The organism is Lysobacter sp. DMC104, from assembly GCF_056313665.1.
In genome coordinates this window covers 6,986-26,699 of the sequence record NZ_JBQUZW010000019.1, presented here as the reverse complement: position 1 = coordinate 26,699, position 19,714 = coordinate 6,986, and the positions used below count along the sequence as shown (strand labels likewise).

At 70.8% G+C, this 19,714-nt stretch carries 13 protein-coding genes and 2 pseudogenes; 11 read left to right on the top strand and 4 right to left on the bottom strand.

The window, feature by feature from the left end:
• Window positions 1–14: 14 nt before the first annotated feature.
• A complete protein-coding gene (locus ACT53R_RS18625; protein WP_476173411.1) occupies window positions 15–2,126 on the bottom strand; it encodes a glycosyltransferase in 2,112 nt (703 codons plus the stop codon).
• 203 nt (window positions 2,127–2,329) lie between these two features.
• On the opposite strand from ACT53R_RS18625, the pseudogene mrcB reads away from it, so the two are divergent.
• The 6 genes and pseudogenes from mrcB to lepB form a co-directional block, all read left to right on the top strand.
• Window positions 2,330–4,729, top strand: a pseudogene (mrcB, locus tag ACT53R_RS18620) (penicillin-binding protein 1B); the annotation flags it as partial.
• Between the two features lie 95 nt (window positions 4,730–4,824).
• Entirely contained in the window at window positions 4,825–5,442 is a 618-nt protein-coding gene (locus tag ACT53R_RS18615; RefSeq protein ID WP_476173410.1) for a tetratricopeptide repeat protein, read from the top strand.
• 10 nt (window positions 5,443–5,452) lie between these two features.
• Window positions 5,453–7,621 carry an ATP-dependent DNA helicase gene (locus ACT53R_RS18610; RefSeq protein WP_476173409.1) on the top strand — a complete coding sequence of 723 codons (2,169 nt, stop codon included), beginning with the start codon at window positions 5,453–5,455 and terminating at the stop codon, window positions 7,619–7,621.
• Window positions 7,622–7,750: 129 nt separating this feature from the next.
• Window positions 7,751–8,482 (top strand): tRNA (adenosine(37)-N6)-threonylcarbamoyltransferase complex dimerization subunit type 1 TsaB, encoded by a 732-nt coding sequence (gene tsaB / locus ACT53R_RS18605; RefSeq protein ID WP_476173408.1) that lies wholly within the window; start codon window positions 7,751–7,753, stop codon window positions 8,480–8,482.
• A gap of 32 nt (window positions 8,483–8,514) precedes the next feature.
• Window positions 8,515–9,663: a hypothetical protein gene (locus ACT53R_RS18600; protein WP_476173407.1), complete on the top strand. Its 1,149-nt coding sequence runs from the start codon at window positions 8,515–8,517 to the stop codon at window positions 9,661–9,663.
• A gap of 103 nt (window positions 9,664–9,766) precedes the next feature.
• Window positions 9,767–10,390, top strand: coding sequence for a signal peptidase I (lepB, locus tag ACT53R_RS18595; protein ID WP_476173406.1), 624 nt, complete (start codon window positions 9,767–9,769; stop codon window positions 10,388–10,390).
• Between the two features lie 135 nt (window positions 10,391–10,525).
• Here lepB and ACT53R_RS18590 read toward each other — a convergent pair whose 3' ends face one another.
• Window positions 10,526–11,440, bottom strand: a complete 915-nt coding sequence (locus ACT53R_RS18590) for an energy transducer TonB (protein ID WP_476173405.1) — start codon at window positions 11,438–11,440, stop codon at window positions 10,526–10,528.
• A 5-nt stretch (window positions 11,441–11,445) separates the two neighbouring features.
• On the bottom strand, window positions 11,446–12,390 hold the full coding sequence (gene gshB, locus ACT53R_RS18585; RefSeq protein ID WP_476173444.1) for a glutathione synthase: 945 nt from the start codon (window positions 12,388–12,390) through the stop codon (window positions 11,446–11,448).
• A gap of 198 nt (window positions 12,391–12,588) precedes the next feature.
• Here gshB and pilG point away from each other — a divergent pair, with 198 nt between their 5' ends.
• The 5 genes and pseudogenes from pilG to ACT53R_RS18560 all read left to right on the top strand — a co-directional run.
• Window positions 12,589–12,990, top strand: a complete 402-nt coding sequence (pilG, locus tag ACT53R_RS18580) for a twitching motility response regulator PilG (RefSeq protein WP_476173404.1) — start codon at window positions 12,589–12,591, stop codon at window positions 12,988–12,990.
• Window positions 12,991–13,007: 17 nt separating this feature from the next.
• Window positions 13,008–13,379 carry a response regulator gene (locus tag ACT53R_RS18575; protein WP_476173403.1) on the top strand — a complete coding sequence of 124 codons (372 nt, stop codon included), beginning with the start codon at window positions 13,008–13,010 and terminating at the stop codon, window positions 13,377–13,379.
• A complete protein-coding gene (locus tag ACT53R_RS18570; RefSeq protein ID WP_476173402.1) occupies window positions 13,376–13,954 on the top strand; it encodes a chemotaxis protein CheW in 579 nt (192 codons plus the stop codon). Before ACT53R_RS18575 ends, ACT53R_RS18570 begins: the two co-directional genes overlap by 4 nt.
• Before the next feature lie 53 nt (window positions 13,955–14,007).
• On the top strand, window positions 14,008–16,029 hold the full coding sequence (locus ACT53R_RS18565) for a methyl-accepting chemotaxis protein (RefSeq protein WP_476173401.1): 2,022 nt from the start codon (window positions 14,008–14,010) through the stop codon (window positions 16,027–16,029).
• Between the two features lie 97 nt (window positions 16,030–16,126).
• Window positions 16,127–19,372: pseudogene (locus tag ACT53R_RS18560) on the top strand (Hpt domain-containing protein); the annotation flags it as partial.
• Here the strand turns inward: ACT53R_RS18560 and ACT53R_RS18555 are convergent.
• Window positions 19,362–19,714 (bottom strand): pentapeptide repeat-containing protein (locus ACT53R_RS18555; protein WP_476173443.1); only part of this gene is annotated, 353 nt, incomplete at its 5' end. The pseudogene ACT53R_RS18560 and the gene ACT53R_RS18555 sit on opposite strands and share 11 nt — an antisense overlap.

Sequence of the window (19,714 nt, the reverse complement as noted above, 5' to 3'; positions counted from 1 at the left end):
ATCTTCGATCCGCTCTACGATCGTGAGACCGGAGCGAGAAACACCTCGCGCACGGTCGTGCGGGCGGCGTCGAGGGAGAAATGCGCGGCCACGCTGTCAAGGCCGTGGCGGGCCAGCATGTTCCACCGCGCTTCGTCTTCGTGCAGGCGCACGACGGCGTCGGCGAAGGCCTGCGGGTCGTCGGCGACGAGGACGTCTTCGCCGTCGCGCAGGTGCATGCCTTCGACGGCGCAGGCGGTGGCGACCACGGGTTGGCCGTGGGCCATGCTGAGGTTGACCTTGCCCTTCACGCCGGCGCCGAAGCGCAGCGGGGCGACCGCGACGCGCACGTCGCGCATGTACGGGTCGAGGTCGGCGACGTGGCCGTGCACGGTCACGCCGGGCACCGACGCCAGCGCGTCGATCTCCGGCGGCGTGTGGCTGCCGATGCAGTGGAAGCGCAGGTCGGGCAGGCGCACGCGCACGCGCGGCCAGATCTCGGCGACGAACCAGCGCACCGCGTCGACGTTCGGCGGATGGCGGAAGCCGCCGACGAACACCACGTCGCGGCGTTCGGCGAACGCGGGGCCGGCACCGGCGATGCGGTGCAGGTTCGAGAGGATGTCGACTTTCGCGTCAGGCGCATCGGTGCGCAACAGCGTGCGCTCGACCTCGCTCACGACGAGGGTGACGTCGGCGTGCGCGATGACGTCGAGTTCCAGCGCGCGGGTGCGTTCGGCCGCACGGGCCAGCGCGGCGTCGCACGCGACCTCGGCGCCGCGGCGTTCACGCAGGTAGTGCAGGTCGACGGTGTCGAACACGATCCTCGCCTGCGGCGCGCAGGCGCGCATCAGCGGCAGGAATTCGCTGGCGACGTAATGACGGCTGACCACCACGCTGCGGAAGCGCGGGCCGTGCGTGCGCAGCCACGCGGCCATGCCGCCGAGGAACGGCTGGTGCCACACCTCCACGCCCATCCGCTGCAACGACGTGGTGTACGCGCCGACGTGGTGGCCGTCGGCGGGCAGGAACACGACGTGCGCGCCTTCCTCGCGCAGCAGGCGCATCAGGTTCACCAGCCGCAGCGAGCCGGAATCGTGGTCGGGGCGCGGTGTCATCGCGTCGATCAGCAGCACCTGCGGCCGGTCGCGATGCAGCAGTGCCGGCGTCGGTACGGTGTGCGGCGGCAACATCGCGCGCAGCGCGTCGGCGCGATGCGCGGCGAAGGTGCCGCGGTTGCGCACCTGGTGCGCCTTCATGCCGCTGCCGGTGTCGGTGCCGGCGGTCGCGCCTTCGGCGTGGATCACCCGCGACGCCGGCTGGTACACCACGCGCCTGCCGGTCGCGCGCACGGCGAACGCGAGGTCGGTGTCCTCGTAATAGGCCGGCGTGTAGCGCACGTCGAAGCCGCCGAGGTCGGTGAACAGCGCGCGCGGGATCGCGATCGCGGCGCCGCTGGCGTAGTCGCAGTCGCGCAGGTAGGCGAAGCGCGGGTCGTCGGGCGATTCGAAGCGGCCGTAGTTCCACGCGCTGCCGTCGGCGAACACCACGCCGCCGGCTTCCTGCAGGCGGCCGTCGGGATACAGCAGCTGCGCGCCGACGAGGCCGGTGCCGGGTTCGTCGTCGAAGGTCGAGAGCAACGCTTCGAGCCAGCCCGGCTGCGGGATCGTGTCGTTGTTGAGGAACACCAGCACGTCGCCGCGCGCCCGCGACGCGCCGTCGTTGCAGGCGGCGATGAAGCCGCCGTTGGCGGCACGACGGTGGTAGCGCACGCCGGCGATCTGCGGCAGGGCGTCGGGCGTCTCGTCGGCGCTGCCGTCGTCGACCACGATCACCTCGAACGCGGTCGCCGGCGGATGCGCCGCCAGCGCGCGCAGGCAGGCGAGGGTGTGCGCGAACTGGCCGTAGACCGGGATCACCAGGCTCGCGACCGGCGCGTCGGACGTGGGCACCGCGAACGGCGCGAACGGCGCCGGCGTCGGCAGGTACAGCGCCTCGGGCGGGAGCGGCCGCGCGCGATGGAACTGGGCGCGGGTGCGATCCCAGGTGGCCTGCCAGCCGCGGGTGCGCAGGCTGGCCCAGCCGCGGCGCATCAGCCCCAGCCCGCGACGCCACAGGAAGCCCAGATCGGCAGGGGACAGCGGCATCTGAACGGACTCCTGCGGCGGGCGACGGCGGGGACGGAGCGCCGGGACATGCCGTTCCCGGCACCCTGCTAGACTCGCGACGCCCCATTTTCGCATCCCCGCACCGAACGAGGCGCCCCCGAGCCCGCATGGCCCGACAGCACGACATCGACGACGATCCCGAGGACGACGACCTCGAAGACGATCAGAACGAGCGGGACGACATGGATGACGACCAGGACGATGACGGCAGCGACGGCGAAGGCCCGGGCTGGCGACGCCGTCTGCTGGGCTGGGCGCTGACCGCGACCGCGATCGGCCTGGGCTTCCTGATTCCCTACGTGCTGTACCTGAACCACCAGGTCAGCGTCCGCTTCGGCCAGCTGCGCTGGCAGGTGCCGACCCGGGTCTACGCGCGACCGCTGGTGCTGGCGCCGGGGCTGGCGATGGACGCCAACACGCTGAAGACCGAGCTGGATGCCGCCTCGTACCACGAGGACGGCCGCGGCGAGCGTGCCGGCAGCTACCTGCGCGACGGCGCGCGCTGGCGCATCGCCAGCCGCGGTTACCAGGACATCGACGGCCGCGTCGGCCCGAGCCGGATCGAGGTGACGCTCTCCGGCGGTCGCGTGGCGTCGGTGCGCGACCTCGTCGGCAAGCGATCGGTGAAGTCGGTGCGGCTGGACCCGGCGCGCATCGCCACGCTGTACGGCCAGAAGCAGGAAGAACGCCGGCTGGTGCGCATCGACGAGGTGCCGCAGAAGCTCACCGACACCTTGCAGGCGGTCGAGGACCGCGACTTCGCCCACCACATCGGCATCGACTTCAGCGGCATGGCCCGCGCGCTGTTCGTCGCGCTCAAGAGCGGCGGCGAGGTGAAGCAGGGCGCCAGCACCCTGACCCAGCAGCTCGCGCGTTCCGGCCTGCTGGGCATCGGCAAGGAGCAGACGCTCCGCCGCAAGTTCAACGAGATCCTCTACGCGCTGATCATCGACGCCCGCTACGACAAGGGCGTGATCCTGGAGGCCTACCTCAACCAGGTCGACATCGGCCAGAACGGCTCGCAGGCGATCCACGGCTTCGCGGCCGGTGCGGAGTATTACTTCGGCCGCCAGCTCGACGAACTGAGCACCGAGCAGATCGCGCTGCTGGTGGGCCTCGTGAAGGGGCCGTCCTGGTACAACCCGCGGCGCAACCCCGAACGCGCGCTGGCGCGGCGCAACCTCGTCATCGACAAGATGCTGCAGAACGGCATCGTCGACCAGGCCGAGCACGACCGCGCGATCAAGACCCCGCTCGGCGTGCCGGCGGTGCCCGGCAGCATGGTCGCGAACCGCTTCCCGGCCTACGTCGATCTCGTGCGCCGGCAACTCGCGCGCGACTACGCCGGCGAGGAACTGCAGGGCGCCGGCCTGACCGTGCTCACCGCGATGTCGCCGTCCGCGCAGGCCTACGCCGAGGGCGCGGTGACGCGCACGATGAAGGCGATCGCCAATCCGCGGCGTCCGCCCCTGCAGGCTGGCGCGGTGGTCACCGACGTGCACACCGGCGAAGTGGTGGCGGTGATCGGCAGCCGCAGCTTCGAGGAGCACGGCTTCAATCGCGCGGTGCAGGCACAGCGCCCGGTGGGCTCGCTGATCAAGCCGTTCGTCTACCTGCTGGCGCTGGCGCAGCCTGACAAGTTCTCGCTGGCGACCTACGTCGACGACGGCCCGGTCACGGTGACGCTGGACAACGGCCGGCGCTGGACGCCGGGCAATTCCGACGGCCGCAGCCACGGCACGGTGCGGCTGATCGACGCGCTGGCGCATTCGTACAACCAGTCGACGGTGCGCGTGGGCATGGACGTGGGCCCGAAGCGCGTGGTCGACCTGATGCGCACGCTGGCCGGCATCGACGCCCCGGCGAATCCGTCGCTGATCCTCGGTGCGCTGGACCAGAGTCCGTACGCGATGGCGCAGGCCTACCAGTTCCTGGCGTCCGGCGGCGAGATCCAGCCGCTGCACGCGGTGCGCGGTGTGCTGGCCGCCAACGGCAAGGCGCTGAACCGCTACGACGTGAAGCCGCAACCGGCGCAGGCCGGCGATGCCGTCGCCGCGCGGCTGGTCACCACCGCATTGCAGGCCGCCGTGAGCGAGGGCACCGGCCACCAGCTGGTCGCCGACGGTCTCGGTCGCCTGCAACCGGCCGGCAAGACCGGCACCAGCAACGACAGCCGCGACAGCTGGTTCGCCGGCTGGACCGGCGACCACCTCGCCGTGATCTGGGTCGGCAACGACCAGAACGCGCCCACCGGCCTGTACGGCGCCACCGGCGCGATGCGGGTGTGGTCGGGCCTGTTCTCGCGCCTGCCGAGCGCGCCGCTGCAGGTCGGCGGCAAGGGCGTGGACTGGCAGTGGGTGACCGACAGCCACAGCACCGATCCCGGCTGCCCCGGCGCGCGCCGGCTGGCGTTCGTCGCCGGTTTCGTGCCGCCGTACGAAGCCTGCGCGCTGGCCGAGCCCGAAGCCACCGACGGCAGCGAGGCGGGCGCCGATGGCGACCAGCCCGGCTTCTGGCGCAGCCTGTTCGGCCTCGACAAGAAGGACGATGGCCAGGCCGCCCCCCCGCAGGAGGATCCGCCGCGCGACGGGACCTCGCCGGGCGGCCAGGCGTTCCAGTCCATGCCGGCGCCTCGCGACCTGCGGGCACCGCACGACCGATCCGGAGTCCACCTCGCATGACATGCCTTCGCCGCTCGATGGTCCGTTCGACGCTGCGCGCCTTCCCGGCGCTCGCGCTGGCCACGCTGCTCGCCGCCTGCGGCAGCACGCCCGTCGCGAACACCTGGATCGGGCCATCGCCGGAACTGATGGTCGGCGAGATCCGCGCCGTCGGCGTGGCGGCCCCCGGAGAACTCGACGTGCAGCCGCTGCGCGACCCGATGGTCGAGGATCTGCGCGTGCAGGCCGCCCGTGCCGAGCGCGCGAAACGCTATGCCGATGCCGCCACCGCGCTGGACAAGGCGATGTCGCTGGCGCCGGAGGATCCCGCGCTGTTGCAGGAGCGCGCCGAGGTCGCCGTGTTCCAGAAGAACCTGCCCGAGGCCGAGCGGCTTGCGCGGCGCGCGTTCGCGCTGGGCGGCAAGGTCGGCCCGCTGTGCCGCCGGCACTGGATGACCATCCGCCAGTCGCTGGCGCAGCACCAGAGCCAGTTGCTCGCGATGCAGAACGGCGGCCATCTCAAGGGCCCGAAGCTGAAGCAGTGGGAAGACGACATGACCCGGGTCGCCAGCGATCTGGAGCTGGCGCGTGGCGCGCAGGAAGACTGCACCCAGACCGGTCCGCCGCGGTACTGAGGCGATGACGATGTCCGATGCTTCCGTTCGCGACGACCTCGCCGCGGACCCGCCCGACGCCGCGCCTGCGTCCGCGCTGGCCCGCGCCAGCCGCGAGGCGCTGAGCGCCGGCAGCCTGCTGGCCGAGGCGATCCCCGGCTTCGTCGCGCGCGCGCCGCAGCAGCGGCTGGCGGAAGCGATCGCCGCGACCGTCGAGGATCGTGCCGCGCTGCTGGCCGAGGCCGGCACCGGCACCGGCAAGACTTTCGCGTACCTCGTGCCGGCGCTGCTGTCGGGGCTGAAGACCATCGTCTCCACCGGCACCCGCGCGCTGCAGGACCAGCTCTACCACCGCGACCTGCCGCGGGTGCGCGACGCGCTGGGCCGCGGCGTGAAGACCGCGCTGCTGAAGGGCCGCGCGAACTACCTCTGCCGCCATCGGCTGGAACTGGCCAAGGGCGAGCCGCGCCTCACGAACAAGGAACAGATCACCCAGTTCCAGCGCATCGTCGCGTGGAGCGGGCGCTCGCGGCTGGGCGATCTCGCCGAACTCGACGCGCTGCCCGAGGATTCGCCGCTGATCCCGATGGTCACCTCGACCGTCGACAACTGCCTCGGCAGCGACTGCCCGTTCTGGGACGACTGCTTCGTCGTGCAGGCGCGCCAGCGCGCGCAGGCGGCCGACGTGGTCGTGGTCAACCATCACCTGCTGCTTGCCGATCTCGCGCTGAAGCAGGAAGGCTTCGGCGAGATCCTGCCGGGCGCGCAGGTGTTCGTCGTCGACGAAGCGCACCAGTTGCCCGAACTCGCCGCGCAGTTCTTCGGCGAAGGCCTGAGCGCGCGGCCGCTGGTGGAACTGGCGCGCGACGCCGTGGCCGAATGCAAGACCGTGACCGGCGCGCTCGCGACCGTGCAGACGCCGGCGCGCACGCTCGAAGAAGCGACCCGCGGATTGCGCGCGGCGATGGACCTGTTGCCGGTGCGCGGCACGCGCTGGCGCGCGCTGGATGAACCCGGCGTGTTCGAGGCGCTGGGCGCGCTCGACGACGCGCTGGTCGCGATGGCCGACGCGCTCGCGCCGCTGCGCGAAACGTCGCCCGGGTTCGACGGCTGCCATGCGCGCGCGATCGACCAGCGCGCGCGCCTGCTGCGCTGGGCGCCGCCGGATTTCGCGCAGCGTCCGCGCGGCGATGCCGACGACGACGCGGCGGACGCGCAGGGTGACATCGCGCTGCCCGAGCCGTCGCCATTCGAGGCCGCGCCGCCGCCGCCGCATGCCGCCGGCGACGATCTCGCGCAGGATCTCGACACGCCCGCGCACGACGGCAAGCTGTGGGACGTGCGCTGGTACGAACTCTCGCCGCGCGGTTTCAGGCTCCAGCGCACGCCGCTGGACGTCTCCGGCCCGCTGCGCACCCATCGCGAGCAGTCGCGTGCGGCGTGGATCTTCACCTCGGCGACGCTCGCGGTCGACGGCCATTTTGACCACGTCTCGAAGCGGCTGGGGCTGGAATCGCCGCGCGAGCTGATCGCGCCGAGCCCGTTCGACTGGCCGCGGCAAGCGTTGTGCTGGCTGCCGCCGCGGCTGCCCGATCCCAACGCCCGCGATTTCACCGCCGCAGTGATTCACGCGGTGGTGCCGGTGCTGGAAGCCTCGCGCGGCCGCGCGTTCGTGCTGTTCGCCTCGCTGCGCGCGCTGCGCGAGGCCGCCGCGCTGCTGCGCGATGCCGATCTCCCGTGGCCGCTGTTCGTGCAGGGCGAAGCGCCGCGCTCGGTGCTGCTGCAGCGCTTCCGCGATTCCGGCAACGGCGTGCTGCTGGGTGCGGCGAGTTTCCGCGAAGGCGTCGACGTGGCCGGCGACGCGCTGAGCGTGGTCGTCATCGACAAGCTGCCGTTCGCCGCGCCGGACGATCCGGTGTTCGAGGCGCGGCTGGACGCGATCCGACGCGCCGGCGGCAACCCGTTCCGCGACGAACAGCTGCCGCAGGCGGTGATCGCGCTGAAGCAGGGCGTCGGTCGCCTGATTCGCACCGAGACCGATCGCGGCGTGCTGGTGCTGTGCGACCCGCGCCTGATCGGCAAGTCCTACGGCCGCGTGTTCCTCGACTCGCTGCCGCCGTTCGCGCGCACCCGCTCGATCGACGACGTGCGCGGGTTCTTCGCCGAACCGGCGACGACCGATCCGGAGCCGGCGTCGTAGGTCGGGGCTTGACCCGACATCGCACCCTGTCCGATCGCACTGTCCGATGATCGGAACCGCTCCGATCCTTCGACGATGCGACCTGTCACACCGTCATGTCGGGTCAAGACCCGACCTACAATGCCCGCCATGAACCTCCTCGCCTTCGAACTGTCCACCGAAGCCTGCTCCGTCGCCGTCCTCGCCGGTGGCGAGGTGCGCGAGCGGCACGAGATCGCGCCGCGCAAGCACGCCGAATACGCGCTGCCGTGGGCCGAGGCGCTGCTGGCGGAGGCGGGGATCGCGAAGTCGGCGCTCGATGCGATCGCGGTTGGTCGCGGGCCGGGTGCGTTCACCGGCGTACGGCTGGGCATCTCGATCGCGCAGGGCATCGCGCTCGCGCTCGACGTCCCGGTGGTGCCGGTGTCGACGCTGCGGGCGCTGGCGATGCGCGCATTGCCACTCGGCGCGGGCGACGGCATGCGTGTGCTCGCCGCGATCGACGCGCGCATGCGCGAGGTCTACGTCGCGCGCTTCCGTCTCGACGCCGGCGCGGACGGGCTGCTCGATGCGATCGCCGACGGCGACGAGGCGGTGATGCCGCCCGATGCCGTGACGGCGCCCGATGGCGACGGCCCGTGGCATGGCGTCGGCACCGGATTCGGTGCGCTCGACGGCGTGCTGCGCCAGCGGTTCGCCGACCGGCTGGTCGCGGTCGATGCCGAGGCGCTGCCGCATGCGGCCGATGTCGCGCGGCTCGCCGCGGCGGCGCTGCGGCGCGGCGAGGGCATCGCGCCCGAACGCCTCGAACCGGCGTACCTGCGCAACGCCGTCGCGCTCACCCTGGCCGAGCAGCAGGCGCTGCGCGCCAGCCGGGCCTGATCCGTCTTCTCCGCATCCGCAAGGACGTCCGCATGCCGTCGTTCCCTCTTGTCGCCCGTCGCGCCTTCGTCGCACTGCTGGGCCTGTGCGCCGCCTGCACCGTGCAGGCCGAGGTCTGGGAGGGCACGGTCGGCGGGCAGCCGGTCGTCGCCGACCTGCATCTGGGCGACGATCCCGGCGGCCAGTACTTCTACCGCAAGCATTCCCGTACCATCGAACTGATGCGCGCGGAAACGCCTGCCGCCGGCGTGGCCTTCGACTTCCAGGAATGGGCGCGCGGCAATCCGGAGGACACGCCGCCGCACTGGCGTCTCTCCGCGCCGAAGGGCGATGCGCTCGAAGGCGACTGGGTCGGCGGCGGCAAGACGTTGCCGATCCGTCTGCATCGGCTGAAGTCCTCGTCGCTGCCGCGCGGCGTCGATCCCGGCCTCGACGCGCTGCGCACCGACGATCCCTACCGCTTCCTGCTGTTGTCGGGCATGGCGTTGAAGGCCGGCCGCGCGCAGACGGTCGACGGGTTCCGCCTGCAGTGGTGGACCGAACCGCAGAGTGGCGTCGAGCTGTTCCGCGTGGTGTCCGGTTATCCCGCCGAGCGCCTGCCCGTGATCAACACCGCGCTGGCGCGCCGGCAGTGGGAACAGGTGCTGGCCTACCTCGACTGCACCGCCGCGCCGCAGTCCGACTACGAATCCTCGACCACGCTGCGCCGCATCGGCCGCGACGTGATCAGCGTCAGCCTGTTCGCCAGCTATTTCTGCGGCGGCGCGCATCCGGATTTCGGCGACAGCCCGTTCAACCTCGATCCGCGCACCGGCAAGGAACTGGCGCTGGAGGACGTGTTCTGGCTGGGCAAGGGCGCGCCGCCGCCCTATGACCCGCAGGGCGCCAGCCAGGCGTGGTTCGACTACCGCGGCGAGGTGTTCGGCCCGTGGGTCGCCGCGCGCATGGTGGCGCTGTACCCGACGCAGGCGAAGCCCTCGGCCCCGGGCGATGACGCCGATGCCTGCGATTACGGTGACCCGGGCGTGTGGTCGTACGCGAACTGGTACGCCACGCCGAAGGGCCTGCACGTGTCGGCGACGTTCGCGCGGGTCATGCGGGTCTGCGACGACCCCGACTGGTCGGTGATCCCGTGGGCGGACGTGCGCCGGCATCCGGGCAAGGTGAAGCTCGCGCCGTGATCCTGCCGCCCGCCGCACGGGCGCCGTCATGGCCCATCGGTCACGGGAACCGATCCCGGTCGCCGACGGTCCATCGTCCACATCGCATGCCAAGGGGAATCCCGTGTCCGACTCCGTCACCGCCGCGCCCGCCGGGCGCCGCCGTTTCCTGCAGAACGAATGGCTGCAGTTCGCCGGCGTCCTGCTGCTGCTCGCCGTCACCCGCACTTCGCTGGCCAATCACTACCAGGTGCCCAGCGGCTCGATGCAGCCGACGCTGGAGCCCGGCGACCGCGTCGTCGTCGACATGCGCGCCTACGGCCTGCGCGTGCCGTTCACCGACATCGAACTGGTCGACAACGGCGACCCGAGCCCCGGTGACGTGGTGGTGTTCAAGTCGCCGGCCAACGGCGAGCGGTTGATCAAGCGCGTGGTCGCGGTGGGTGGGCAGACGGTCTCGCTGCTGGACGGCCATCTGCAGGTCGACGGCCATCCGCTGGCGGCCGGCGTCGCCGGCGACATCGAACGCTTCGGTGCCCGCGAGGTGCACCTGGATCTCGCCGACGGCGGCGGCCCGGACATCGACGGCCTCACCATTCCCGCCGGCATGGCGCTGGTGCTGGGCGACCATCGCGGCAACAGCGCCGACGGCCGCTACTTCGGGCTGGTGCCGATGAAGACGCTGTACGCCCGCGCCGTCGCGGTGTACTGGCGCAGCGGCGAAGGTTTCGCCTGGAAGCGCCTGTAATTCCACCTGCGGAATCGTAGGTCGGGCCTTGGCCCGACATTGCGGTGCCGCAGGTAGCCGCGCACGTGGATCGGAACGGCTCTGATCATTCGGCGGCGCGATCCGACAAGTCGCAATGCCGGGCCAGGGCCCGGCCTACTCGTCGATCAGCTCGCCGCCGGGCATGAACCGCCAGGTGCGGACGACGTTGAGGATGTCCGGGTTCTCCTGCGTCTTCGGCAGGGGCGGGTAGGGCTCGGCGAGGCGGGCGATGCGCAGCGCGGATTCGTCCAGCAGCGGGATGCCGCTGGATTGCACGACGTCGGCGCGCTCGATCGTGCCGTTGCGGCGGATTCCGATGTTGATGACCACCGTGCCCGACAGCTTGCGGCGGCGGGCTTCGTCCGGGTAGTTCAGGTTGCCGACGCGCTCGGCGCGGTCCACCCAGGCGCGCAGATAGGTCGCCCAGACGTACTCCTGGGTGCTGGCCGACACGAACTTCCGCGACGGCCGCTTGGCGTAGCGCGACGAGCGCAGGTGGATCTCCGCCGCCAGCCGGGCCATCGCCATGTCGTGTTCGATCTTGCGGTCGCCGGTGCGCGTCGGGTCCGGCAGCGGCAGCGGCTGCGGCTTGCGATTCGGCAGCGGCAGGCGGTCCTCGGCCTGCGTCGTGGTCACCACCCGCGCCTCCGGTGGCGGGGAGGGCGCCGGCGACTGCGCCCGCACAGTCTGCGGGGCGGTCCCGGTCTCGGTCTGCGGCACCGTGCCGGGCTGCGGATCGCGGGGGCGCCGGGCCTTGTCGTCCTCGCCGCCGCCCTGGTTGTTGGCCTGGGCGAGGAAGTCCGCCTGCTTCGGGCTCAGCGGCGTGCGGGTCTGGGTCAGGATCACGTCCAGCATCGGCACCACCGGCGCCGCTTCCTTCAGGGCGAAGCCGACGCCCAGGATCACCAGCGCATGCAGCAGCAGCGACAGCACGATGGTCGCGACCAGACGCTGGTCCTCGCCGATGGCCGGCGGCGGGGGCAGCGCCGCGGACGAACGGGGCGGGGCGGAAGGCGGGGCGGCGGACATGCGGCTCAGGCCGACGCCTCCAGCGCGTCGAACAGCAGGCCGGCGATGTTCAGGCCGAACTGCTTGTCCAGCTCGCGGATGCAGGTCGGGCTGGTGACGTTGACCTCGGTCAGGTAGTCGCCGATCACGTCCAGGCCGACGAAGCGCATGCCGCGGCGCTTCATCTCCGGGCCGACCTGGGCCGCGATCCAGCGGTCGCGCTCGCTCAGCGGGCGGCCTTCGCCACGGCCGCCGGCGGCAAGATTCCCTCTGAATTCATCGCCTTGCGGAATCCGGGCGAGGCAGTAGTCCACCGGCACGCCGTCGATCAGCAGGATGCGCTTGTCGCCGTCGACGATCTCCGGCAGGTAGCGCTGGGCGATCGCCAGGTGGCGGCCACCGTCGGTCAGCGTCTCCAGGATCACGTTCAGGTTGGCCTCGCCGGCGCTGGCGCGGAAGATCGAGCGCCCGCCCATGCCGTCCAGCGGCTTGAGCACCGCCTGACCATGTTCGGCGACGAAGGCCTTCAGTTCGGCGGCGTTGCGGCTGACCAGCGTCGGCGGGCAGCACTGGGGGAACTCCAGCGCCGCCAGCTTCTCGTTGTGGTCGCGCAGCCCGGCCGGGTCGTTCACCACCAGCGCACCTGCCCGTTTGGCGGCAGACAGGATCTGGGTGTCGTGGATGAATTCCGGGTCGACCGGCGGGTCCTTGCGCATCAGGATCAGGTCGGCCGGTCCCAGCGCACGCTGTGACGTGGGTCCGGTTTCGAACCAGCCCGCGGGGTCCTCGCGGACGGTCAGCGGCGCGACCTCGGCGGTGGCGATGCCGCCGCGCATGCCCAGTCCGCCCGGGGTGACGTAGAACAGCCGATAGTGACGCTGCTGGGCTTCCAGCAGCATGGCGAATGTGGAGTCCTTCGCAATTTTGATCGACCCGATCGGGTCCATGACCACCAGAACGTCGCGCGCCAGTTTCGGCATGCCGCATCACCTGCAGGAATCGACCGGTCGGGATGGTAACAAGGCGACGCGCGCGAAGCCCGCATTCCGTGTTCGCGGCCGGGAAATTGAGAAGCGAACCTTGACAGTCCAGCTTCAGACTGGGATATAGATGGCTGATAATGATGGCAAAGCTGCACGGCCATCGCCGCCGGCGCCTGGGGAGACACGATGACGCAAGACGAGAATGCAGCCGGCGGCCTTCAGGGTTTGCGGGTGATGGTGATCGACGATTCGAAGACGATCCGGCGCACCGCCGAGACGCTGCTCAAGCGCGAGGGCGCCGAAGTGGTGACCGCGACCGACGGGTTCGAGGCGCTCGCCAAGATCGCCGACCAGCGTCCGCAGATCATCTTCGTCGACATCATGATGCCGCGCCTGGACGGCTATCAGACCTGCGCGCTCATCAAGAACAACCAGGTGTTCAAGCACACGCCGGTGATCATGCTGTCCTCCAAGGACGGCCTGTTCGACAAGGCCCGGGGCCGCATCGTCGGTTCCGAGCAGTACCTGACCAAGCCCTTCACGCGTGAAGAACTGCTCGACGCCATTCGCAAGCACGTGAACGCCTGACCGGGGGGCAGGCAACGATGGCCCGTATTCTGCTGATCGAAGACTCGCCGACCGACACCGCGGTCCTGACCCGGCTGCTGGAGCGGCATGGGCATCGCGTGCTGGCCGCGACCAGCGCGGAAGACGGCATCGAAGTCTGCAAGCGCGAGCTGCCGGACGTCGTGCTGATGGACGTCGTGCTGCCGGGCATGAACGGCTTCCAGGCCACCCGCGCGCTGTCGCGCGAACCGTCGACGAAACACATCCCGGTGCTCATCGTCAGCACCAAGGGCATGGAAACCGACCGTGCCTGGGGCCTGCGCCAGGGCGCCCGCGACTACATCGTCAAGCCGCCGAGCGAGGACGCGCTGATCGCCCGGATCGAACAGTTGCTGGGAGGCAGCGCATGACCCTCGACGACACGCCCGCCGACCTTCCCGGCGACGTCGCCCCGCCCGACGCCTTCGAGCTGCTGGCCGACTACGAGCGCCGCAGCCTCGCGCACGTCGCCGGCCTGCCCGAGCAGTTGCAGGCCGCCGGCCTGTGGCGCGGCATCGGCTTCCGCATCGGCCAGCGCCGGCTGGTGTCGCAGTACGAGTCGGTGGCGGAAATCCTCACCGTGCCGCAGATCACCCCGGTCCCGGGCGCCTACGGCTGGATGCTGGGCGTGGCCAACGTGCGCAGCAACCTGCTGCCGGTGGTCGACCTCAAGCAGTTCCTGGAAGGCGCGCGCAGCGTGCTGTACGAAGGGCACCAGAAGGTGATGGTGCTGCGTCAGCCCGGCGGCGACGTCGCGGTGACGATCGACGAACTCTACGGGCAGCGCTCCTTCATGGACGAGCAGGAAGTGGACGCCGGCGCGCTCGCCGACGGCCGCTATGCCGGTTTCATCGATCGCGCGTACCGCCTGGACGACGACGTGTGGGGCGTCTTCAGCCTCGATCGTCTGGTCCGCACCCCCGAATTCCGGCACGCCGCCGTCTGACGGCGCGCCATCCCCATCACGGTCACCGTTACGGCAACACATCGAGGCGAGACATGAGCACTCCGTTGGACAACATCGCAGGCAAGGGCCGCGGCCAGAACACCACCCTGTGGCTCTGGGTGCTGGCGCTGACGCTGTTCGTCTTCGCGGGCAACACCGGCTACGCGCTGTGGAAGACCGCGCGCTTCGGCGGCGCGAACACCGCGGCGTCGAACCTGCAGGTGAACTCGCAGAAGCTCGCCAACCTCGGTCGCGAGGCGGTCAACGGCGACGCCGCCGCCTTCAAGGCGTTCAAGGCCACGAAGGACCAGGTCGACAGCGACGTGAAGCTGCTCAACGACAACTTCGGCAACGCGCCCGACGTGTCCGGCCCGATCACCACCGTTACCCAGACCTGGGTGCCGATGAGCAAGAGCGCCGACCAGATCGTCGCCTCCGAGTCCGCGGTGCTCGCGCTCTCCGAGGACGCCAAGCGCTTCACCGACCGCGTGCCGCAGCTGCAGGCGCAGCTCGACGAACTGGGCCGCGCGATGTCGTCCACCGGCTCCGCGCCGCCGCAGGTGTACCTCGCGGTGCGCCAGTCGGTGCTTGCCGCGTCGATGGCCCGCCGCGTCGCCGAAATCCGCGCAGGCGGCCCGGGCGCCGCGCTCGCCGGTGACTCGATGCGTCGCGAGGTCGGCGTGTTCACGCAGGTGCTGAACGGCCTGCGCAACGGCGACCAGCCGATGAACGTGCAGAAGCTGGGCAACGCCAGTGCGCTGGCCGCGCTGAACCAGGCGACCACGCAGTGGGGCGAGATGAAGAAGGACGTCGACGCCATCCTCGGCTCGTCCGACGCCCTGCTGCGCGCGCAGACCGCCGCCACCGAACTGACCGGCAACTCCGGCCGCCTGCTGTCCGACAGCGAGAACCTGTTCCGCGCGTTCACCGCGTTCGGCTCGCTGCGCGACACCAGCATCCTCGGCAACATCTGGGTCAGCATCCTGTCCGGCCTGCTCGCGCTCGCCTCGATCGTGTTCCTGGTGGTCTCGCTGAACCGCGCGCAGCGCGTCCGTTACGAAAGCTCGATGGAGCTGAACAACCGCAACCAGGAGGCGATCATGCGCCTGCTGGACGAAATGGGTTCGCTCGCGGAAGGCGACCTCACCGTGAAGGCGACCGTGACCGAGGACATGACCGGCGCGATCGCGGACTCGATCAACTTCGCGGTCGAACAGCTGCGCAGCCTGGTGCAGACGATCAACGACACCTCGGTGCAGGTGGCGTCGAGCGCCCAGGAAACGCAGGCCACCGCCATGCACCTGGCGGAAGCGGCGGAACACCAGGCGCAGCAGATCAACACCGCGACCGACCGCATCAACGAAATCGCGAACAGCATCAACCAGGTGTCGAAGAACTCGTCCGAATCCGCGGACGTGGCGCAACGCTCCGTGCAGATCGCGACCAAGGGTGCCGGCGTGGTGCGCCAGACGATCCAGGGCATGGACTCGATCCGTGGCCAGATCCAGGAAACCTCGAAGCGAATCAAGCGCCTCGGCGAAAGCTCGCAGGAAATCGGCTCGATCGTGGAACTCATCAACGACATTTCGGAACAGACCAACATCCTCGCGCTGAACGCGGCCATCCAGGCGGCCTCGGCGGGTGAGGCGGGCCGCGGCTTCGCGGTGGTGGCGGACGAAGTGCAGCGACTCGCGGAACGCACCTCGAACGCGACCAAGCGAATCGAAGCGCTGGTGCAGACCATTCAGGCCGATACCAACGAAGCGGTGAGCTCGATGGAACAGACGACCTCCGAAGTGGTCGCCGGTGCCCGACTGGCCGAGGACGCGGGTACCGCGCTGGGCGAGATCGAAACGGTGTCGAACACGCTCGCGGGCCTGATTCAGGGCATCTCCAGCGCGGCGCAGCAGCAGTCCGCGGCGGCGACCGACATCACCCAGACGATGACCACGATTCAGTCGATCACCGCGCAGACCTCGCAGGGTGCGAACCAGACCGCCGAATCCATCGGAAACCTCGCGCAGCTGGCGGCGGACCTCCGTCGTTCGGTCGCCGACTTCAAGCTGCCGGCCTGACCGCGCGCGTTGCCAAGCATCGGCGGAGCGATTTCCAGATGATCCCAACCACTTCCCAACGTGAATGCGGGTGCGGTCGCGCCCTTGGAGGCGCACGATGACCGCGCTCCACGACGCGATCGAGTACAGCGCGCTGGGTTGGATCAAACCCGAGCTCGACGAGACCCTTCGCCTGGTCCGCGTCGAGATCGAGGGTTTCGCCGACGAACCGGCCGACACCAGCCGGATGCGCGTGTGCGCCGAGCTGCTGCACCAGGTGCAGGGCACCCTGCGCATGGTCGAGCTGTACGCCCCGGCCATGGTGGCCGAGGAGATGGAACAGCTGGCCGGCGCGCTGCGCGACGGCAAGGTCCAGGACCACGATGGCGCCTGCTCGGCGCTGATGCGCGGCGTGGTGCTGCTGCCGGACTACCTGGAACGCCTGCAGAGCGGCCACAAGGAAATCTCGATCGTCCTGCTGCCGATGCTCAACGAGCTGCGCGGTGCGCGCGGCGAGACGGGCCTCAGCGAAAGCGTCCTGTTCAACCCGGATCTCGATCGTCCGCTGCCGGCCACGCTGCCGCGCGCGACGCCGCTGTCGCCCGCCGCGCGCGCGCACGAAGTCGCGCCGTACCTCGTGCGGTTCCGCGATGCACTCGAAGCCTGGCCCGAGAACGGTCTGCCGGGCGACACCGAAGGCCTGCATTTCGCCATCGAGGCGCTGCTGGCCCGCACCACCGACGATTCGCAGCGCCGCATGCTGTGGGTCGCGTCGCTGGTCGCCGATGCGTTGCGCGACCGCGCGCTGCCGGCCAACGCCGGCCTGCGCCAGGTGTTCGCCAGCGTCGATCGCGAAAGCCGCAGTCTGTTCCAGCAGGGCGGTTTCGGCACCCCGCGCGCCGACGCCGCGATGGAGCCCACGCGCCAGCTGCTGTTCCACGTCGCCCACGCCGAGTCCGACCATCCGTCGCTGCTGAAGCTGCGCCAGGTGTTCGAGCTGGACGCGCTGAAGCCGACCGAATCCGAACTCGACCACGCCCGCGGCAGCGTCGCCGGCCGCAATCGCTCGCTGCTGGACACCGTGTCCGCGGCGATCAAGGAAGACCTGCTGCGGGTCAAGGACGAACTCGACCTCTACCTGCGCACCGCCAAGCAGGATCCGACCGAACTGCGTCCGCAGGCCGAACGCCTGCAGAGCGTGTCCGACACCCTCGGCATGCTCGGCCTCGGCCTCGCGCGCAGCCTCGTGCAGCAGCAGCGCGACGCGATGCAGGACATCGTCGACGGCAAGCGCAAGGCCGACGAGACCGCGCTGCTGGAAGTCGCCGGTGCGCTGCTGTACGTCGACGCTTCGCTGGATGACCAGGTCGCGCGCCTCGCCTCGGGCGACGGCACCGACACCGAGGAAGACCTCGCCAACGCCGAAGCCCGCAAGGTGCTCGACGTGCTGGTGCGCGAGGCGATCGGCAACTTCGCCGCCGCCCGCCAGGCGTTCGTCGCCTTCGTCGAGACGGCGTGGAACCACGCCGAACTCGAACCCGTGCCGCCGCTGCTGCGCGAAGTCTCCGGCGCGCTGAAGATCCTCGAATTGCCGCTGCCGGCGTCGTACCTCGACGGCGTGCGCCTGTACACCGAATACGAACTGCTGGGCCGCCGGCGCATTCCGAACAGTCGCCAGCTCGACACGTTCGCCGACGCGCTCGCCAGCGTCGAGTACTACCTCGAAGCGCTGCGTGAGCAGCGTGCCAACCGCGACGACATCCTCGACATCACCCGCAACAGCCTGGAAGCGCTGGGCTACTGGCCGCTGCCGGCCGAACGCGCGGTGCCTGCGCCGGTCGAAGCAGCGTCGGTCCCGGCCGCGCCGCGCGACGTGCCCGCCGCCGTCGAAGTACCCGCCGCCGAAGTGCCCATGGCCGCGCCCGAGATCGATGTCGCGCCGGTCGCTGCCATCGAGCCGCCGCAGGTCGAGATCGCGCCCGTCGAGGCCGCGCCGGCGCAGGAAGCTCCTGCCGAAGCCGCCATCGTCGAGCCCGAGCCCGTCGCCGTCGAGCCGGTCGAAGCCGCGCCCGAGGTGTTCGCGTTCGAAGCGGTCGAGATCGAATCGATCGATCTGGCGCCCGCCGACCTCGCGCCCGCCGAAGTGGCGCCGGTCGCCGTCGAACCGCCCGCCGCCCCGGAACCGCCGGCGCCCGCGCCCGCTCCGTTCGTCACGCTGTTCGTGCCGCCGCGCGAACCGGTCGCACCGCCGGCAGCGCCGGCCCCTGCGCCGGTCGCCGCCGAGCCGCCGGCAGCCGCACCGGTCGCGGCGCCCGCGCCCGCGGTGGTCGCCGCCGGGTTCGATACCGCCAGCGACGACATCGACGACGAAATCCGCGAAATCTTCCTCGAGGAATTCGAGGAGGAGATCGGCAACCTCGCCCAGCTGCTGCCGGCGTGGAAGGCCGATCCGAACAACATCGAACTGCTGCAGCCGGTGCGCCGCGTCTTCCACACGCTCAAGGGCAGTGGCCGCCTCGTCGGCGCGCGCACGCTGGGCGAGTTCAGCTGGAAGATCGAGAACATGCTGAACAAGGTGCGCGACGGCCTGCGGCCGGCGACGCCCCCGGTGGTCGCGATGGTCGACCAGGCCTATGCCGCCCTGCCGCAGCTGCATGCCGCACTGCGCGGCGACGGCGTGGTGACCACCGACCTGCGTGCGCTCGAAGGTTATGCCGAGCGCATCGCCGGCGGCGAAGAGGTCATGCCGGTGCTCGTTGCCGCCGCGCCGCTCGCGGCGCCGGTCGAAGCGGTCGAGGCCGCGGCGCCCGTCGAACCGGTGCCTGCGATGGTCGAAGCGGCTGTCGTCGATGTCCCGGCCGTCGAAGCCCCGGCCGTCGCCGACACCGGCACCGAAGTCAGCGTCGATCCGGTGCTGTTTGAAATCCTGCAGGCCGAAGTCTCCGGCCATCTGGTCACGATCGACGAATGGCTGTCGCGCGCGCAGGCCGCGCCGACGCCGGCCGACGATCCGCTGCTGCGCGCGATCCACACGATGAACGGCGCGTTCGCGATGACCGAAGTGCCGTCGATCACCGACGCGCTGACGCCGGCGGAAGGCTATGTCCGCCGCCTGCTGGCCACCGGCGGCAACGTCGATGCCGAAGGCGTGTCCGCGATCGCCGAACTGTCCGACCGCATCCGCGACACCGTCGTCGCGATCGCCGTGTCTGGCGGCCGCGTGCCGTCCTGCGACGCGCTGGCGGCCAAGCTGTTCGCGCTGCGCGACAGCCTGCCCGAGGCCGGCCCCGTGCACGTCGTCGATCATCCGCCCGCGATGCCCGAGGCGCCGGTCGAACTCACCGACCTCGACCTCAGCGCCTACGGCCGGTTCGATCTCGAACCCGCTGCCGAAGCGCCGACGGCCAAGGTCGCGACGCCGGAACAGGCGCCGCTGGACGCCGACCAGCTCGCCCGCGAAGCCGAAGCCGAACTCGCCCGCCTGTTCGCCCAGGCGGATGCGCCCGCTGCCCCGGAAACGCCTGCCGTGTCCGAGCCGGCCGCCGGCGCGCCGACCAGTCCGGAGGATCCCGCACGCCTGCTGGCGTTGATGGAATCCTACGAAGCCGAACGCCTCGAAGCCGAACGTCTCGAAGCCGAACGTCTCGAAGCCGAACGTCTCGAAGCCGAACGTCTCGAAGCCGAACGTCTCGAAGCCGAACGTCTC

Coding starts and splice junctions, on each gene's coding strand:
- ACT53R_RS18625 (WP_476173411.1), bottom strand. CDS start 2,126: ATGCCGCTGTCCCCTGCCGATCTGGGCTTCCTGTGGCGTCGCGGGCTG.
- ACT53R_RS18615 (WP_476173410.1), top strand. CDS start 4,825: ATGACATGCCTTCGCCGCTCGATGGTCCGTTCGACGCTGCGCGCCTTC.
- ACT53R_RS18610 (WP_476173409.1), top strand. CDS start 5,453: ATGTCCGATGCTTCCGTTCGCGACGACCTCGCCGCGGACCCGCCCGAC.
- tsaB (WP_476173408.1), top strand. CDS start 7,751: ATGAACCTCCTCGCCTTCGAACTGTCCACCGAAGCCTGCTCCGTCGCC.
- ACT53R_RS18600 (WP_476173407.1), top strand. CDS start 8,515: ATGCCGTCGTTCCCTCTTGTCGCCCGTCGCGCCTTCGTCGCACTGCTG.
- ACT53R_RS18590 (WP_476173405.1), bottom strand. CDS start 11,440: ATGTCCGCCGCCCCGCCTTCCGCCCCGCCCCGTTCGTCCGCGGCGCTG.
- pilG (WP_476173404.1), top strand. CDS start 12,589: ATGACGCAAGACGAGAATGCAGCCGGCGGCCTTCAGGGTTTGCGGGTG.
- ACT53R_RS18575 (WP_476173403.1), top strand. CDS start 13,008: ATGGCCCGTATTCTGCTGATCGAAGACTCGCCGACCGACACCGCGGTC.
- ACT53R_RS18570 (WP_476173402.1), top strand. CDS start 13,376: ATGACCCTCGACGACACGCCCGCCGACCTTCCCGGCGACGTCGCCCCG.
- ACT53R_RS18565 (WP_476173401.1), top strand. CDS start 14,008: ATGAGCACTCCGTTGGACAACATCGCAGGCAAGGGCCGCGGCCAGAAC.